The 16,717-nt window shown below is 39.6% G+C and carries 10 protein-coding genes; 5 read left to right on the plus strand and 5 right to left on the minus strand.

The genetic code is table 11. The features are described 5' to 3' along the window. Window positions 1–99: 99 nt before the first annotated feature. Window positions 100–1,644, plus strand: coding sequence for a glycoside hydrolase family 10 protein (locus IM793_RS02330; RefSeq protein WP_193419545.1), 1,545 nt, complete (start codon window positions 100–102; stop codon window positions 1,642–1,644). Between the two features lie 5 nt (window positions 1,645–1,649). On the opposite strand, the gene IM793_RS02335 is transcribed toward IM793_RS02330, so the two are convergent. From IM793_RS02335 to nagB, 4 genes are all read right to left on the minus strand, one after another. Continuing rightward, entirely contained in the window at window positions 1,650–2,669 is a 1,020-nt protein-coding gene (locus tag IM793_RS02335; RefSeq protein WP_193419546.1) for a LacI family DNA-binding transcriptional regulator, read from the minus strand. A 36-nt stretch (window positions 2,670–2,705) separates the two neighbouring features. Continuing rightward, window positions 2,706–3,866: an acyltransferase family protein gene (locus IM793_RS02340; protein ID WP_193419547.1), complete on the minus strand. Its 1,161-nt coding sequence runs from the start codon at window positions 3,864–3,866 to the stop codon at window positions 2,706–2,708. 177 nt (window positions 3,867–4,043) lie between these two features. Then, window positions 4,044–4,559: a transposase gene (locus tag IM793_RS02345; RefSeq protein WP_193419548.1), complete on the minus strand. Its 516-nt coding sequence runs from the start codon at window positions 4,557–4,559 to the stop codon at window positions 4,044–4,046. Window positions 4,560–4,802: 243 nt separating this feature from the next. Further along, window positions 4,803–6,728, minus strand: coding sequence for a glucosamine-6-phosphate deaminase (gene nagB, locus IM793_RS02350; protein ID WP_193419549.1), 1,926 nt, complete (start codon window positions 6,726–6,728; stop codon window positions 4,803–4,805). Between the two features lie 151 nt (window positions 6,729–6,879). Between nagB and IM793_RS02355 the strand changes: the two genes are divergently transcribed. From IM793_RS02355 to IM793_RS02365, 3 genes are all read left to right on the plus strand, one after another. Beyond that, window positions 6,880–8,076, plus strand: a complete 1,197-nt coding sequence (locus IM793_RS02355; protein WP_193419550.1) for an anhydro-N-acetylmuramic acid kinase — start codon at window positions 6,880–6,882, stop codon at window positions 8,074–8,076. Window positions 8,077–8,181: 105 nt separating this feature from the next. Further along, on the plus strand, window positions 8,182–11,319 hold the full coding sequence (locus IM793_RS02360) for a SusC/RagA family TonB-linked outer membrane protein (protein WP_193419551.1): 3,138 nt from the start codon (window positions 8,182–8,184) through the stop codon (window positions 11,317–11,319). 17 nt (window positions 11,320–11,336) lie between these two features. Continuing rightward, the gene (locus tag IM793_RS02365) at window positions 11,337–12,632 is read left to right on the plus strand and encodes a RagB/SusD family nutrient uptake outer membrane protein (RefSeq protein WP_193419552.1); all 1,296 of its coding nucleotides are present in this window, start codon (window positions 11,337–11,339) and stop codon (window positions 12,630–12,632) included. 37 nt (window positions 12,633–12,669) lie between these two features. On the opposite strand, the gene IM793_RS02370 is transcribed toward IM793_RS02365, so the two are convergent. Beyond that, complete coding sequence (locus tag IM793_RS02370) at window positions 12,670–13,416, minus strand: DeoR/GlpR family DNA-binding transcription regulator (protein WP_121285193.1); 747 nt, start codon at window positions 13,414–13,416, stop codon at window positions 12,670–12,672. A 220-nt stretch (window positions 13,417–13,636) separates the two neighbouring features. Here IM793_RS02370 and IM793_RS02375 point away from each other — a divergent pair, with 220 nt between their 5' ends. Further along, complete coding sequence (locus tag IM793_RS02375; protein WP_193419553.1) at window positions 13,637–16,717, plus strand: SusC/RagA family TonB-linked outer membrane protein; 3,081 nt, start codon at window positions 13,637–13,639, stop codon at window positions 16,715–16,717.

Consider the following 16,717-nt stretch of genomic DNA (forward strand, 5'->3'; position numbering starts at 1 on the left):
CTTATAAGAGTTTTTAAAAAAAATCGTTTACTTGCTAGTGTTCATTTGTATTCAAATTTACACAAACACACAACCTGAATAAAAAATAAGACACAAATAATGCTTAAAAACTTCCTATACGCACTTTTATCCTTAACTGTACTACCTTATATATTAAATGCACAACCTTTAGCAAAAATTGCACCAAAAAGGGAGTTTAGAGGTGTTTGGGTGGCAACTGTAACCAATATTGACTGGCCATCGAGGCCGGGTTTAAGTATTGATCAACAAAAGCAGGAACTGATCGGGATCTTAGAAAGACATAAAAGCCAGGGGATGAATGCCATTATTTTGCAGGTTAGGCCCGCAGCCGATGCATTTTATGCAAAATCCAGAGAACCCTGGAGCCAATGGCTGATGGGGAAACAGGGTTTGGCGCCAGCTCCTGGTTATGATCCTTTGGCTTTTGCCATTAAAGAAGCCCACTTCAGGGGAATGGAACTCCATGCCTGGTTTAACCCTTATCGAGCCAGTATGAGTAGCTCGACTGTGTTAAGCGAAAATCATGCTTATCGTAAACATCCCGATTGGTTTTTTACCTATGGAGGTAAAAAACAGTTTGATCCGGGTATTCCGGATGTGAGGGAATATATTGTTCAGGTAATTTTAGATGTGGTGAAGGGATATGATATTGATGGTATTCACTTCGACGATTATTTTTACCCCTATAAATTAGAGGGGCAAACGATTAATGATGGGAATACTTTTTACAAATACCCTAATAATTTTTCCGATATAAAAGATTGGAGGCGCAACAATGTCGACCTGCTCATCAAGCAGCTTGATGATAGTATCCACCACTATAAAAAGTGGGTAAAGTTTGGGATTAGTCCGTTTGGGATCTGGAAAAATAAATACGAAGATCCCGAAGGTTCTGCCACCAGTGGTTTATCTAATTATGCCGAGCTTTTTGCCGATAGCCGTAAATGGGTGAGAGAAGGCTGGGTAGATTACATTAATCCTCAAATTTATTTTACGTTTACCAGAAGAGTGGCGCCTTATGGGGTTTTGGTTGATTGGTGGAGCAATAATAACTTTGGCAGGCATGTTTACATTGGGCAGGGTGCTTACCTGGTAAATTCGCGGGCTGAAGCCGCCTGGAAAAACCTGAGCGAAATACCCAGACAGATCAGATACCTGAGAGATAATAACCGAATTCAGGGGAGTGTATTTTTTAGTTCTAAATCATTAAGTACGGTTGCAAAGGCAGTTGGCGATTCGCTAAAGAACGATCTTTATAAATACCCTGCTCTGCCACCGCAAATGCCATGGCTGGATGAGGTGCCGCCAAACGAGCCTCAGGCATTAACAGCTGATGCACTAAAAGATGGTGTACATTTAAAATGGCAGCTTCCGTTAAAGGCTAAAGATGGGGAAACGGCTTCGGGATTTGTAGTTTACCGATTTAATGAAGGAGAAAAAATTTCGATACTTGACCCTAAGAACATTGTTAAAATAAGCTTTGAAGATTATCTTTCATTCATTGATACCAGTGTAGAAAGTGGAAAACGGTACAGCTATCTCGTAACGGCATTAGATCGATTAAAAAATGAAAGTGAGCCTAGCGGGCCTATTGGAGTTGAAATTCCTCTAGCAAAGGAATAATATGTTTAAATCTTCTTGTTGGTCGATTCTCTTTCTACAACAGCCGGATCGAGTACAATATGCTCCATATTGGCATACGGGTTCTCCTGATTAATCATTTTCAGAAACATTTTAGCACACTCCTGGCCCATTTGCGAGGCATGCTGGTCAATTGTTGATAGGTTAGGAGTGATGTATGCGGAGAATGCTTCATTGGCAAAACCAATTACACCAACCTGAGGTGGTGTTTCGTCGATCTCTTTTAATTTTTTAATTACACCCAGCGCCGTAAAATCATCGCCGGCGATAATAGCATCGGGTTTATTGCGGCTGCGCATTAACTTGCCTGCACCAAACCGGCCGTCTTTGATGGATAGACCACCAAAAATAATATGGTCTTCTATTAGCGGAAGATTATGGTCTGCTAAGGCTGCTTTGTAGCCTTCCAGCCGGTCGTTAAATATTTTAATCTGGTGAACAGTGGTTACAAATGCAATTTTTTGGTAACCTTGATCGATTAAGTGTTTTGTAGCAATATAGCCTGCCTTAAAATCGTCAAGGGTGATGGTCGGAACTTTTAAATCTATATTTACACGGTCAAATAATATCAGGGGCTTATTCTGCTTAATAATTTCGCCAAAGTGCGAAATGTCTTCCGTTTCTAAAGACATTGAAGCCATAATGCCATCTACCTGTGCTTCCAGTAAGGTTCTTACACCATTAATTTCATTCTCAACTGATTCATTAGATTGATAGATAATTACGCGGTAGCCACTGTCTTTCAGGCCATCTTCTATGCAATGGATAATAGATGCAAAGAAATGTGCCTGTACGCTTGGCACAATTACACCAATGATATGGGTTTTACCGGATTTTAGTGCTGATGCGAGTTTATTTGGGCTATAGTTTAATTTTTTAGCCATTTCAACAACAGCCTTTCTGGTGGTATCACTTATTGCCGGAAAGCCACTAAGCGCCCTGGAAACAGTTGATACTGTAATATTGAGCGCCTTGGCGATATCATATATGGTAGTTTTCTTTTTCAATTGAAGAGAGGGACAATCAATTATAGCGTTTTTTTACTAAACCTTAATAATAATGTTTTTTTTGTACATAAAATATAATAATACATAAAAACCCAATACATAGGTTATGGCCCAAACCAAAGAAGCATTTATGGGGCTGAAAAATGGCGTATAACAGGTTTCGTAGAACACAACCAATAATCCTGTTTTGGTGCCATCTGATTGAGTAATCTGAATCAGGTTTAACACTCTTGGCATTAATCCAGCCAGAAAGAAAACAGTAATGGCATTTACGCCATATACAACAAAGGGAGTGGTAAATTTTTTGTAGCCCTGCACATCAATGATCCAGTAGCAGAGCGCCAACCCTATGGAAGCCAGGCCACCGGCATATAACACATAAGAGCTTGTCCATAACGCTTTGTTAATCGGGAACTGCAGGTCCCAAAGTAAGCCTAAAACAACTGCCGCAATCCCCGTGGTAAATAACCAGGCCACTTTAGTTGGATGGTCTACATCTTTTCTGCGCATCCAAACGCCAACGAGAATACCAAATAAACAGGTTCCTATCGCTGGTAACGTGCTCAAAATTCCCTCCGGGTCCCAGGTTTTTGATGAAGCCCAGGTATGTGCCTCTGTTAAAATTCCGCGGTCTATCCAGGCTGCTAAATTGGTTTCTTTTTCCAGGTTAGGGTACCCAATTCCAGGAACAGGTATAAAGGTCATTAGTGCCCAGTAAACGGCGAGTATTACAATTAATGTTTTAAATATGGTTTTGTTGGAAACCTTAATAAAAATGATGCTGCTAATGATGAAAACAATGCCTATCCTTTGCAAAACGCCCAACAATCTAACGGTTTGAAATGCTTCCCAGATGGATCTGTTATCCATAATTGCACTGATAATCTTTCCGAATATAGCGAGGAAAAAACCAAGTAAATAAAGTATAATACCACGTTTAATGGCTTTAATCATTGTTTTTTGATGTGTAGATGGATCTGCTTTACTACTGCTCATGGCAAAGGCAATAGAAACGCCAACAATCCATAAAAAGAATGGGAAAATCAAATCAGTAGGCGTACATCCGTTCCATTCTGCATGCTCTAAAGGCGCATAAATATGGCCCCAATTGCCCGGATTATTCACTAAGATCATCGCGGCTACGGTTAATCCTCTAAAAAAATCCAGCGATAGCAATCGTTGTTTAGGTTCGGTCATGATTCGCTTATTTGGGTTCAGCAAACTAATTTAGAGTATTGTTTTTAGAATGAGAAATTACTTACGAAGTTTAGGTGGACAGTAGCGACAGGCTAACTTCGTAAGTCTATAGAAAAACTTCCGAAGTCGTGCAGCGCTCAGCCATCAAGACTTCGGAAATTGAGTCAAAGCAAAAACTTACTTTTCGTTAACCGTATGATCAGTAGTAAAGCCTGCTAAGCCACCAAACCATTCTAAAACTTCGGATTTACAGATTGAACTTGGTTCGTCTGATAAATATGAGCTGAAAGAAGAATAGGTATAATCTTCCATTTTTTTTACCAATCCTGAAGTTAATGGGTTTTGGTGTATGTAAATAACGATCCGAGTATAGTAAGTCTCAGAATCAACCTTCTTCGATTTATACCGCCCTTGCCATAAGCTCCCAATCCTGTTATAGCTTTGATTTATTGCCTTGGTATAAGAAATAAGCATGTTTTTAATTCCCTTTTCATAATTCACCTCATCATTTACCCTGATAAAAAAGTGAAAATGGTTTGGCATTAAACAATAAGCAAATACATCAACGGAGGGTAAGACATAATTTTTAAATTGCTTTAAAAAGAAAATGTAATTTCCTTCTTCAAAAAAGATTTTACCCTTGTTGTTTCCCCTGTTGTAAATGTGGTAACAGCCGCCTTCCTCTATTTTCATTTCTAATTGATTGAATAATTAATTAGGGATGACTAATCAGATAGAAAGATAGATATTTATTTTGAAAATAACGCGTGTAATTACTTACTAAATTTATCTAAGATATTGTGGTAGAGTAGTTTCGTAAGTTTTTCATTAAACCTGCGAAGTCTTTCTGCAACCTTGGCCTTTTTAGACTTCGCAGGTTGGGTAAAAAAAATCCTGCTTTGAACGAACAAAGCAGGATTGGTGTTTATTTTTAAACTATTCTTCAAATTTCCAGCGAACAAAAGCTTCAATAGCTTCGTATTCTGCAAGTCCAAGTTCGTCATAAGCCTTTGCCGTTTCACGATTACGATCTTCTGCCCGTTGCCAGAACTCTCTTGAATCATCGCCAGGGAAAACCGCCCGGTCTTTCTGACTCTGGTGTTTGAAAATTGCATATTTCTTGCGTTCAAGCTCTTGTGGAGAAATTGGAACCGCCATTTCGATTTCATAAGTTTCAAATTCATGCCATGCACCACGGTACATCCATAACCAGCAATCTTGCGCCCAGGCTTCAGTTTTGCGTAATCGTTTTAATGCTTCTAAAATAATTTTGAAACAAACGATGTGCGTTCCATGAGGATCTTCAAAATCGCCCGCAGCATAAACCTGTTGAGGTTTAACTTGTTGCAATAGGGCTATTGTAAGTTCGATGTCAGCATCAGTTACCGGGTTTTTCTGAACCTTACCGCTTTCGTAGAAAGGAAGTGCCTGGAAATGAATGTGGTCATCTTCTAAACCGCAATATCTTGCACCGGCAATAGCTTCACCTTTTCTAATGAGTCCTTTAACCGTTTGGATCTCTGGTGTATCAATCTGGTTTGGTTTTTTCTGCTCAATAAAGGCTCTCATCTTGTGATAAAGATCCTTTAAGTGCGTATTGTCCATCCCCATTTTCTCCGCGAAATCTACATTAAACTCCACAAAACGAAGTGCGTCGTCATCCCATACTGCAGTATTACCCGAGGTTTGGTAAGCTACATGTACATCATGCCCCTGATCAACCAGACGTAGGAAAGTACCGCCCATCGAGATCACATCATCATCCGGGTGAGGAGAAAAAATAATTACGCTCTTCTTAGCTGGTTCGGCTCTTTCCGGACGCTGAGAATCGTCAGCATTGGGTTTGCCACCCGGCCAGCCAGTTATGGTGTGTTGTAATTTATTAAAGATATGGATGTTGATGTTGTAAACTGGTCCTTTTTCAGTAGCCAGTTGTGCCATACCGTTATTATTGTAATCGTCTTCCGTTAATTTTAGGATCGGTTTTTTTAATGTGTTGGCCAACCAGATCACTGCCTTGCGGATCAATGCATCAGTCCAAACGCAATCTTTAACCAACCATGGCGTATCAAAACGGGTCAATTCTGAGGCAGCAGGTGCATCGAGGATAAACTCTACATGGTCAGAAAGTTGAAGGTATGTTGCCGGAACTTCGCCTGAAATTTCGCCTTCAACAGCTTTTTTGATTATTGAAGCTTTTTTACGGCTCCAGGCCATTAATATAATTTCTCTTGCTTTGAAAATTGTACCGATACCCATGGTAATGGCTTTTGTTGGTACAAAGGTTTTTCCGCCAAAATCACGCGCAGCATCCCGGCGCGTCAAATCATCTAAGGTAACTAAGCGGGTACCCGAATTTGGCGCAGAACCCGGCTCATTAAACCCGATGTGACCTGTACGGCCGATTCCTAAAATCTGGATGTCAAGACCACCAAGATCGCCGATTTTCTTTTCGTATTCCAGGCAGAAAGCAGGAATATCTTCCAGTGCAAGCGTACCATCAGGAATGTGAACATTTTTTTTGTCTATATCGATATGATTGAAAAGGTTTTCGTTCATAAACGTAACATAACTCTGCGCTGCGGTTGGCGCCATTGGATAGTATTCATCCAGGTTAAAAGTAATTACGTTTTTAAAACTTAAGCCCTCTTCTTTGTGCAGTCTAACCAGTTCGGCATAAACAGCAATTGGGGTAACACCTGTTGCTAAGCCCAGTACTGCAGGTGTGTTGCTTGCTTGTTTTGATTTAATGAGCTCGGCAATGCGATGTGCCACATTAATTGAAGCAATTTTTGGATTTTCGAACACGCTTACAGGTAATTTCTCGAAACGTGTCTCCTCCAGTAGATTTAATCTAGCCATTTTTTTTATATGGATTTTAATGTACGGAGCAGTAAATATAGAGAGTTATGCCCAATTTCTAACAAAGGTTATTTACATTTATTGCAAGTATTTACATAAAATTCAATTAAAGGGGCAGACAAACGTTTGATCTTTTAAGATAAAAATTGATATGAACGGGCAGATCCAAAAATTATATTCAAAAGCAGGCAAGTCAGAACGTTTAATTATCGGATTGATGAGTGGAACTTCTATGGATGGACTGGATATTGCGCTCTGTTTGGTAAAGGGAAGCGGTGCTGAAACTGATATCCGCCTTTTAAAATTTAAAACCGCGGATTATACAGATGATTTCAGGGCAAAAATAAAGGTCATATTTTCTAAAAAAGAAGTCGATTTACAATCGGTGTGCCTGATGAATGAGCACATTGCAAATATTCATGCTCAATTGATCAATGAAACCATAAAAGAATGGGGGTATGAAAACGAGGACATTGATTTTATCGCCAGTCATGGACAAACCATTTTTCACGCACCAAAATCTTTGCATAAACTGGCCGATTATCCTAATGGTACACTACAGATTGGTGATGGCGACCATATTGCCATTAAAACCGGAATTATTACGCTTTCCGATTTTAGGCAGAAACATTTGGCTGCGGGGGGTGAGGGCGCACCTCTGGCTGTATACGGAGATTATTTAATGTTTTCGAAGGCTGGTGAAGATCGGATAATGTTGAATATTGGTGGTATAGCAAATTTCACTTATTTGCCTGGGAGTACCGATGCCAGCGAAATTTTTTCAACAGATGTTGGTCCAGGAAATACTCTGATGGATCAATATATGCAAAAATATTTTAATCAGTTTTATGATAAAAATGCCAGGGTTGCTTTGGCTGGTAAAGTTAATCCAGAGCTGTTATCTGCATTGTTGAATTGTAGTTTTTTTGAATTAGATTTTCCTAAAACCACGGGGCCGGAATTATTTAACCTGGAATATTTACTAAAGGCACAAGAACAGTCTTCAACAACAAATCTGGGCAAAGAAGATGTAATGGCAACCTTGTGCCATTTTTCAGCAGAAACCATTGCCAATGCGATAAAACGTTGTTTTGGAGAGCATGCCCGGGTGCGGGTATTTATGAGTGGTGGTGGCATGCACAATCCGCTGCTTGTTCAGCTTCTTCAAACCAGGCTGCCTTTTTGCAAATTCCTAAGCACTGAAGATTTAAATATTAATCCCGATGCAAAAGAGGCTGTTTTATTTGCTGTTTTGGCTAACGAAACGCTGTGTGGAGAGCCGATTAATTTTGGTAACCGGCAAGGTGTGCCTTCGGTTTGCATGGGTAAAATCAGTTTGCCTGCTTAAGTAGTCGCAATTTTGTAGATAAGTTTGTACAGGTTGAAAAATTGGTTTATATGGTATTTTGTTAAATTTGTTTTTAACACTAATCTTCTAACAAAACCAAATTTTATGGAAAAAAGTTACCTAAAATGGTCGCCAGGATTCTTCGTAATTTTGTTGATCCCATTTCTGCTGCTTCTGTTTACGGAAAAGGCGCAGGCACAGAATAAACGCTATACCATTAGCGGGAAAGTGACTGATGCCTCAAATAACGAGCCTATCCCGGGCGTTGTAGTTAAAATCCTTAATACAAGTTTAGCAACAAGTACCAATTCTAATGGGGCTTATACGTTTGCCGTAGATTTGGCCCCTGGTAAATATCAGGTTCAGTTTTCTTACGTAGGTTACAAGAGTAAGGCGCAGTCGATCGATCTTGCGTCAGGCGATCAGGTTCAGCTAAGTACTTCCCTAAGTGCCGATGCTGTTGGTTTGGATGAAGTAATTGTAACTGGAACATCGCAGGGAACAACCAGAAAAGAGCTGGGAAGTTATGTAAGTACCGTTAAAGGTGATGATCTGAACAAAGCGCCGAGCGGAAATGTACTCTCATCTTTACAGGGAAAAACGGCTGGTGCTCAAATCAGCCAGAACTCTGGTGATCCTGCAGGGGGCTTATCTGTTCGTTTAAGAGGTATTAGCTCTGTAAATTCATCATCAGAGCCACTTTACATTATCGATGGTGTAATCGTTAACAATTCAACTACCAGGGTTACCAATACCTCAGCCAACTATGATGGCGGAAACTTTGTTGGAAGCATTGGGCAGAATAGGATGGTTGATATCAATCCGGCAGATATTGAGCGTATTGAAGTATTAAACGGAGCTGCAGCTGCAGCCATTTATGGCTCGAGGGCAAATTCGGGAGTAATTCAGATCTTTACCAAAAAAGGTGTAAGTGGTGCTGCTCAGGTTAATTTCAGCACAAGTTTAACATTGAGCCATTTGCGTAAACAGGTTGAGGTGAACGAATCTCCGGTAAGGTTTGGTACGCCTACGAACTTTCCTACACAAGACGTAATCCAGACTGTTGGTGATCCTCCGTTTCTGCAGACCCAAAAAATCCCTGCCACTCGTTATAATTACCAGGATTACATTTTTCAATCTGCTACAGGTACAGATAATACGATTTCTGTTTCCGGTGGTAATGAAAATACAAAATACTATACTTCGGCAGCTTATTTCAGTAATCAGGGAATTATTAAAAACACCGATTTTACACGCTATAATTTCAGGGCAAACATCGATCAGAAAATCACGGAATGGGCAAAATTTAGTGCCGGCTTAAATTATATCCGCAGTTCGGCCAATGAAAAGCCAGATGGAAATTCGTTTTTTTCGCCAATGAATTCTGTTACCATTATCGGGAACATTCATGATATTTTTGCCAGAGACGCTAATGGTAATTTAATGGCTGTTGGAGAACGTGGCAGGGTAAATCCTGTGTCGGTAATAGAAGACATTAAACAGCGTCAGGAAACCAACCGCATTATTGCCAATGCCAATTTGAAATTGTACCCTGTAAAAAATTTAACCTTAGATTTTACTTTAGGTGTTGATAATTCTGGTCAGAGCGGGTCAACCTACATTCCACCATTTGCGTATAACGTAAATCCAGATTTTTATGGTGGTGGTGCAGCTTTAGATGGTACATTAAATGGCTACGCAAGTGCAGCAACCAATAATGCTTTTCAGTTTAACAATGAGTTTAATGCAACTTATCAGGCTAAATTATCAGAGCTGATTTCGTCAACCACTCAGGTTGGTTATTCATTTCAATACGAAAAAACCAGATACCAGTTGGTAAATGGCAGAGGTTTAGCCCCATTAATCGAAACGGTAAATGCTGCTGCAACACAGCTTCCAAGTGTAGATGGAAGAACTGAATTGTCTGTAAGTGGAGGATATATCCAGCAGAATTTTAAATATAAAGATCATTTATTTGTTACGGGTGCCTTAAGGGTCGATCAATCTTCAGTTTTCGGGGCTGATAACCGCACACAGGAATACCTGAAAGGAAGCTTAAGTTATGTGCTTTCTTCAGCCGATTATTGGAAAAGTTTTGGTGTTTCTGATTGGTGGGATACATTTAAAATAAGAGCGGCTTATGGAGAATCGGGAAACCTGACCGGTATTGGCGCATATGATAGGATTAATGCCTATTCTACACAATCGTTTTTGGGTAGAGCATCGTTATTTTCGAGTGCGACTTTAGCTAACGAAAACGTTAAACCAGAACGCCAGCGCGAATTGGAACTGGGAACAGATTTATCTTTCTTCAAAAACAGATTAGGTTTACAATTTAACTGGTACAATAAAAAAGTAAGCGATTTATTGATTGCCAGTGTGCAGGCACCTTCAACAGGATTTTCCAGCTTATTAGATAACATAGGCTCACTAAGGAACAAGGGGATTGAGCTTGTGTTGAATGGAACTCCGGTTGATGGGAAGAATTTTAAATGGAACACTTCAGTTATTTTCAACAGGAATAGAAATACAGCACTTGATGTAGGTGGTTTAAGGTTGTTTAGTACAAATCCAGGCGCTCCTGTTGCAATTATAAATGGTGAAGCCATTGGCGTGTTCTATGGAACCTTTTTTGCGCGTAATCCGGATGGAAGTCTGTTAACAAATGCAGCAGGAATTCCTCAGATAGAAAAGGGTATTCAAAATTCTGCCACTACGTTTACTCCACAACGCGATGCAAATGGTTTGCCTACCGGAACAACGCTTCGTAAAGTAATCGGTAATCCAAACCCTGATTATAACATGTCGTTTGTAAACGACTTTACCTATAAAAAACTGAATCTGCATGTACAGTTTGATGCGGTACAAGGCGGCGACGTTTGGAATGCCGATTGGAGAACCCGCCAGGGTGTTGGAAATGGCAAAGTAGCCGAACAAGAGCAACTTGGCCAGTTGCCCAGGGGATATGTTGCCGGAGTTTATGCCATTGAGGAGTGGAGGATTGATGATGGATCTTTTGTTAAGCTGCGAGAGATTTCGCTGAGCTATAATATAGGCAAGCTAAAATTCCTAAGGGACCTTACTGTAACGGTGAGCGGTAGAAACCTTATCTCCTGGGACAACTATAAAGGTTACGATCCTGAGCTAAATTCTGGCGGGCAATCAACGATACTGAGAAATATCGATTTTGGTTCGGTGCCGATTCCACGGACTTTTAGTTTGGGTTTACAAGTTAAATTATAATCGTTAAAGGAAAGTTTATGAAAATTTTAAAAAATAATATTCCGGCAAATATAACCTGTTTAGCCCTTTCGTTAACATTGTGCTTTTCCTCATGTACGAAAGAATATCAGGATCCATCCAGAGCTAAAACAGATGTGGCTTTGGGCACCCAGCAAGGGTTAACTGCAGTGGCAATAGGTTTACAGCGGGTTTATACTTTAACCCGTACAGGTGTAATGTTCAACTCTGTTGCAGCAAATGGTTTTGTAACCAACGAGCTGCGGTTACTCAATTCAGGAAATATTCCTGAGTTACAGTTAAGTACCGGTGGCAGTACCGTTGATGGAACAAATACAATTTTATTTAATCTTTGGACAAGTGCTAACAAGATTATTTACGATGCAGATTTAGTGATTGCTAATGCCGGTAATTTGGGTGACAAAGGTTATGCAGCGGGATTAATTGCCTATTCTAGCATATTCAAGGCCTTGGCAATTGGAAATATGGCGCAATACTGGGAAAAAATTCCAGATGGAACAGGAAAAAACGTAACTTTTATTACCCGTTCTGCTGGTTTTACAAAAGCAATTGCTGTTTTGGATAATGCTTTAACTGTTATTGCTGCAAATTCAATTTCTGCCAGCTTTTTAGGTAATATTCCTTCTGATGTGAATATTATAAATACAATTCATGCACTCAAGGCCAGATATGCACTATTTTCAGGAAATTATCCACTGGCATTAACAGAAGCAAATGCTGTTGATTTAACTAAGGCATCATTTTTCAAGTTTGATACTACCTCACCGAATATTCTATTTAGCATCATTTCTTCAAATAATGTATTTCAGCCATTAAACGCAAATCTAGGACTTACCGGTGCGAACACTCCGGATGCTGCAGATAAAAGAATAGCTTTTTATACCGTAATGGCGGGGGCAACCCCAACTTTACGTATGAATGGTTTTGCAGCAGCAACAGCAAGCCCTTTTCCGATATACTTACCTGGAGAGATGATTTTAATAAAGGCTGAAGCACTGGCGAGGCAGCCAGACCTAACCAATTCATTAATTGAGTTGAACAGGGTAGTAACCAAAGCTTCAGATCTTTTCGGTGTGACCGCAGCATTGCCGCCACTAGTTGGCCCTTACACACAGCAGCAATTGCTTGATCTTATTTACAAACACCGTTCAATCGAACTGTATGCTTCCGGATTGAAGATAGAGGATATGCGAAGGTTCAATCAGCCTTTAGCCGATCGTAAACGGAATTTCTTTCCTTATCCTTTCCAGGAAAGAGATAATAATACGAATACCCCTGCTGATCCAACTTTTTAGCAAAACGAAAGAGTTCCGATTTTCGTCGGAACTCTTTTTATAAAATATTCAATTGCTTTTCTACATAACGCGAAAGCGATTCATGATCTAAATCTAATTCAGTTATCAAATAACTAATGCTTTCTATCGGGCAAACTCTCAATCTTAAAGCAATATCCAATTTCTCAGAGATGCAAAGCACAGCTGTTTTTTTTGCACAGGCCAGCATGGCCTTTTTTAGCTGGTTAATTTCCCAGTAAGTATCTGTTAGACCTTCGTCCGGATGAATGGCACTCGTTCCCATCAGGCATAAATCGGCCTTTATTTCCGATAATTGCGTAATTACCTGTCCGCCATAAGTAACCTGCGAATTTTTAGAAAACAAACCACCAATCAAAATCACTTCGATGTTATTGTACTTGGCCAGTTCTACCGCAACCAGCGGACTAATAGTGAAAAAAGTTGCAGATAAACCCTGTGGAAGCAGCTTTACAAACTCTAAAATTGTGGTTCCGCCACCTGTTAACACCACCATGCCATCCTTTATCAGCTGAACGGCTTTTTTGCCGATGGCAATTTTACTATCACGCGCATAAACTGTACTGTCATCAAAAGAACTGTGGTATGATTTAGATAAAGCGCCTCCATGGACCTTGTAAAGCAGGTTTTCATCAACAAGTTCCTGTAGGTCCCGTCTAATGGTATCTTCCGAAACATTGAGCAATTGAACCAGATCAGAAGTTAATACGCGGTTATGTAAATTGATCTGGCGCATAATGAAGTCGTGGCGTTCTTTTTTCAGCATAAAGTTGGTGTCTGGTTTTAAGCGAATGTATAAAAGATTTTTAGATTTTTAATATTGCGTGTTTGTGCGTGTTGTTGCGATAAAATTTTTGTTACTCCTTGCTAAATAGTTTTTTATTCTAAAACAATTGTGATATTAGTATAAAATGCGTTATTGTGCGTGTTTTAGTAATTAACTAACAACAACTAAACAATCTTATCCTTAACTAAACAGGCAGTTTATGAAAAAAAAACTACTACTAATTTTTATTGGTACGTTTTTGTTGCTGGCTCATGCCATTGCACAACAAATAACCATTACCGGTAAGGTTACATCAACTGATGGACCTATACCCGGTGTTTCCATTAGAGTAAAAGGAAGCACTACAGTTGCACAAACTAACGCTGATGGAAACTACTCTATTAAAGCATTAAAAACAGATGTGCTTACCTTTTCTTACATTGGTTATAAAACTTTCGAAAGATCAGTTGGTTCAAACTCTTCTATTAATGTTAATCTTTCGCCTGATGCTGGTAATCTGAACGAAGTAGTGGTTACAGCTTTTGGTATCAAAAGATCAAAAGATGCTTTAGGCTATTCTGCACAAACATTAAAGGGGGCAGATATTGCTGATACACAGCGTGACAACTTTTTAAATGCCTTGCAGGGAAGGGTTGCCGGAGCTACAATTACCCCTACAATGGGTACCCCTGGTGCATCTGCAACAATGATCATCCGTGGAGGGATCTCTCTTGATGGTGATAACCAGCCACTTTTCGTGGTAGATGGACTGCCTATTTCTAACCGTACTTTCAGCGAGTATAATTTAGTAGGCCAGGGAACCTTTAACCGTCAGAACGACTACGGTAATAGAGCCATGGATATTAATCCGGAAGAAATAGAATCACTAACCATTTTGAAAGGGCCTGAAGCTTCAGCTTTATATGGAACTGACGGAGCTTCGGGTGCTGTGGTAATCACCACAAAAAGAGCAAAAGCAGGTACCGCACGTGTATCGTACAGCAATTCTTTTCGTTTAGAAAATACTTACCGTTATCCTGAAGTGCAAACCACTTATGGTGGTGGCGCAGGAGGGGTTTTCGATGAGGAACAAAGAACCCGTACTTTCTTTGGTGCAAAGTATCCGGCAAATAAAACAATCTATGATAACATTGGCAATTTTTACAAAACAGGGTTTACGCAAAAACATAATGCAACCATTGAAGGCGGAAGTGAAAAACTTTCGGTCAGAACAACAGTAAGTTATACTGATCAAAAAGGGATTATTCCGGGTACAGCGTACAATACAATTAATGGTAAAATAAACGCGACTTCTAAAATTAGTGATAAAATAAGCATGAATGCTTCACTAAATCTGATCTCATCCAGAACAGATAAAACCTATAAAGGAGTAAGTAGCCCAATGTTAAGTGCATTATCTTGGCCATTAACAGATGATATGCGGAATTATTTAACACCACTTGGCGAAAGAAGAACCATTACGGGAAGCTTGAGTGGCGAGCTGGATAATCCTTACTGGGGAGTAGAAAGAAATCCAAACTACGATAAAATGAACCGTGTGTTAGGCAATATCGGTTTTACCTATACGCCAACTAATTGGTTAAGTATGCAGGGAACTGCCGGGGCAGATATTTTTTCTCAAACCGGATTATCTGCCTATGATGTTCAATCGTATGAGGCCAATAAAGCTCAAACCACCAACGCTGGTGGAGGCTTAAATACCTACAATGCAAATGAAAGATTGGTTACAGCCAACTTTGTAGCCACCGCAAAAAAAGATTTTGGAAAGTTTAAACCTGTAATTAGAGTGGGTACAGAGATCAAAGACGATTCTTACCAGGTTAACGCCCAGTTTGGTACGCGTTTTTATCAACCAAATTTTTTTAGCATGAATAACATCGATCCCACTACGCAAAGGGTTGCTTATACAAATGAGCTAAAACGTAAAGTTGGTTTCTTTGCTAATGCCGAGCTAGGATATGATAATTATCTGTACCTAACCTTATCTGGTCGTCAGGATTTATCGTCAACCTTACCACAAAAAAATAACACCTTCTTTTATCCTGCAACATCATTAAGTTTTGTGTTTTCTAATTTGCAGGCAGTAAAAGATTTGGGATGGTTATCTTATGGTAAATTAAGAGGCTCATGGGGGCAATCAGGTAAAGATGCCAGGGTAGCATATGTTACTGATAACAAACTTATTGCTCAACAAACAACTGGCGGGGGGTATGCATTAGATGTAAATATGGGCAATCCAAATCTTGAGGCAGAATTTACAACCGCTAAAGAAATTGGTATGGAACTGGGTTTCTTTAATAACAGGTTATCATTCGATTTCTCTTATTATCATAACCTTTCTGATAAACAAATTACCGCACCCCGTTTAAGTTATGCATCAGGTGCAGTGTTACAGTACATTAACAGCGGTAAAATAAGGGTTCATGGATTTGAGCTGTTGATAAAAGGTACTCCGGTTAAAACGCAGAACTTTAGCTGGGATATTTCGGCTAATGCATCAAGATCAAGAGGTAAAATATTATCATTACCTGCAAATCAGGATGTGTTTTATGTGTCAGACAGTTGGCTTTTTGATAACGTTAGGGCACAATATGCCGTTGGTACATCAATATCTGCTTTTGCCGGTATAGATTACTTAAGGAATAAAGACGGCCAGCTTCTAATCAATCCGGCAAGCGGAATGCCGATTAAGGATGCTAATTTTACTCAAATGGGCGACCGTGCGCCAGATATTATGATTGGGTTATCCAACAGCTTTACCTATAAAAACTTTAATCTTTCTTTTTTGCTTGATCTGCGTAAGGGTGGAGATATTTATAATGCGACAGAATTATATTTATATGCCAGAGGTCTATCTAAATTAAGTACCGATCGTGAAGTGCCCCGTATTATAGCAGGTGTAATGCGCGATGGACTTGAGAATTCGGCTAACCCAACCAAGAACAATGTTGTGGTTATTCCATATATCACAACTACGTATTATTCAACACTCTACAATACAGCCGATTTCTTAGAAAAAGATATCAATTGGATCAGGCTGAAAGATATTACTTTAAGTTATAACCTCCCAAAAACCATTTTCGAAAAAAGCAGGGTAATTAAAAGCGCCAGTGTTTTTGCAACCGGTACTGATTTGCTGTTGATTACCAATTACAAAGGAGTAGATCCATCGGTTAACGGATTAAGTGCTGCATCTGGTGGTTTAGGAGGAACAGGTATTGATTTTGGTTCTGTAGGCTTGCCAAGGGGTTATAATTTAGGTGTGAAAATTGGTTTTTAA

It is taken from the genome of Pedobacter sp. MR2016-19 (assembly GCF_014947265.1).
GTDB lineage: Bacteria > Bacteroidota > Bacteroidia > Sphingobacteriales > Sphingobacteriaceae > Pedobacter.

Excerpts from the sequence above, each read along its gene's own strand:
- IM793_RS02365 (WP_193419552.1), top strand. The coding sequence starts at position 11,337 with ATGAAAATTTTAAAAAATAATATTCCGGCAAATATAACCTGTTTAGCC.
- IM793_RS02370 (WP_121285193.1), bottom strand. The coding sequence starts at position 13,416 with ATGCTGAAAAAAGAACGCCACGACTTCATTATGCGCCAGATCAATTTA.
- nagB (WP_193419549.1), bottom strand. The coding sequence starts at position 6,728 with ATGGCTAGATTAAATCTACTGGAGGAGACACGTTTCGAGAAATTACCT.
- IM793_RS02355 (WP_193419550.1), top strand. The coding sequence starts at position 6,880 with ATGAACGGGCAGATCCAAAAATTATATTCAAAAGCAGGCAAGTCAGAA.
- IM793_RS02330 (WP_193419545.1), top strand. The coding sequence starts at position 100 with ATGCTTAAAAACTTCCTATACGCACTTTTATCCTTAACTGTACTACCT.
- IM793_RS02345 (WP_193419548.1), bottom strand. The coding sequence starts at position 4,559 with ATGAAAATAGAGGAAGGCGGCTGTTACCACATTTACAACAGGGGAAAC.
- IM793_RS02360 (WP_193419551.1), top strand. The coding sequence starts at position 8,182 with ATGGAAAAAAGTTACCTAAAATGGTCGCCAGGATTCTTCGTAATTTTG.
- IM793_RS02375 (WP_193419553.1), top strand. The coding sequence starts at position 13,637 with ATGAAAAAAAAACTACTACTAATTTTTATTGGTACGTTTTTGTTGCTG.
- IM793_RS02340 (WP_193419547.1), bottom strand. The coding sequence starts at position 3,866 with ATGACCGAACCTAAACAACGATTGCTATCGCTGGATTTTTTTAGAGGA.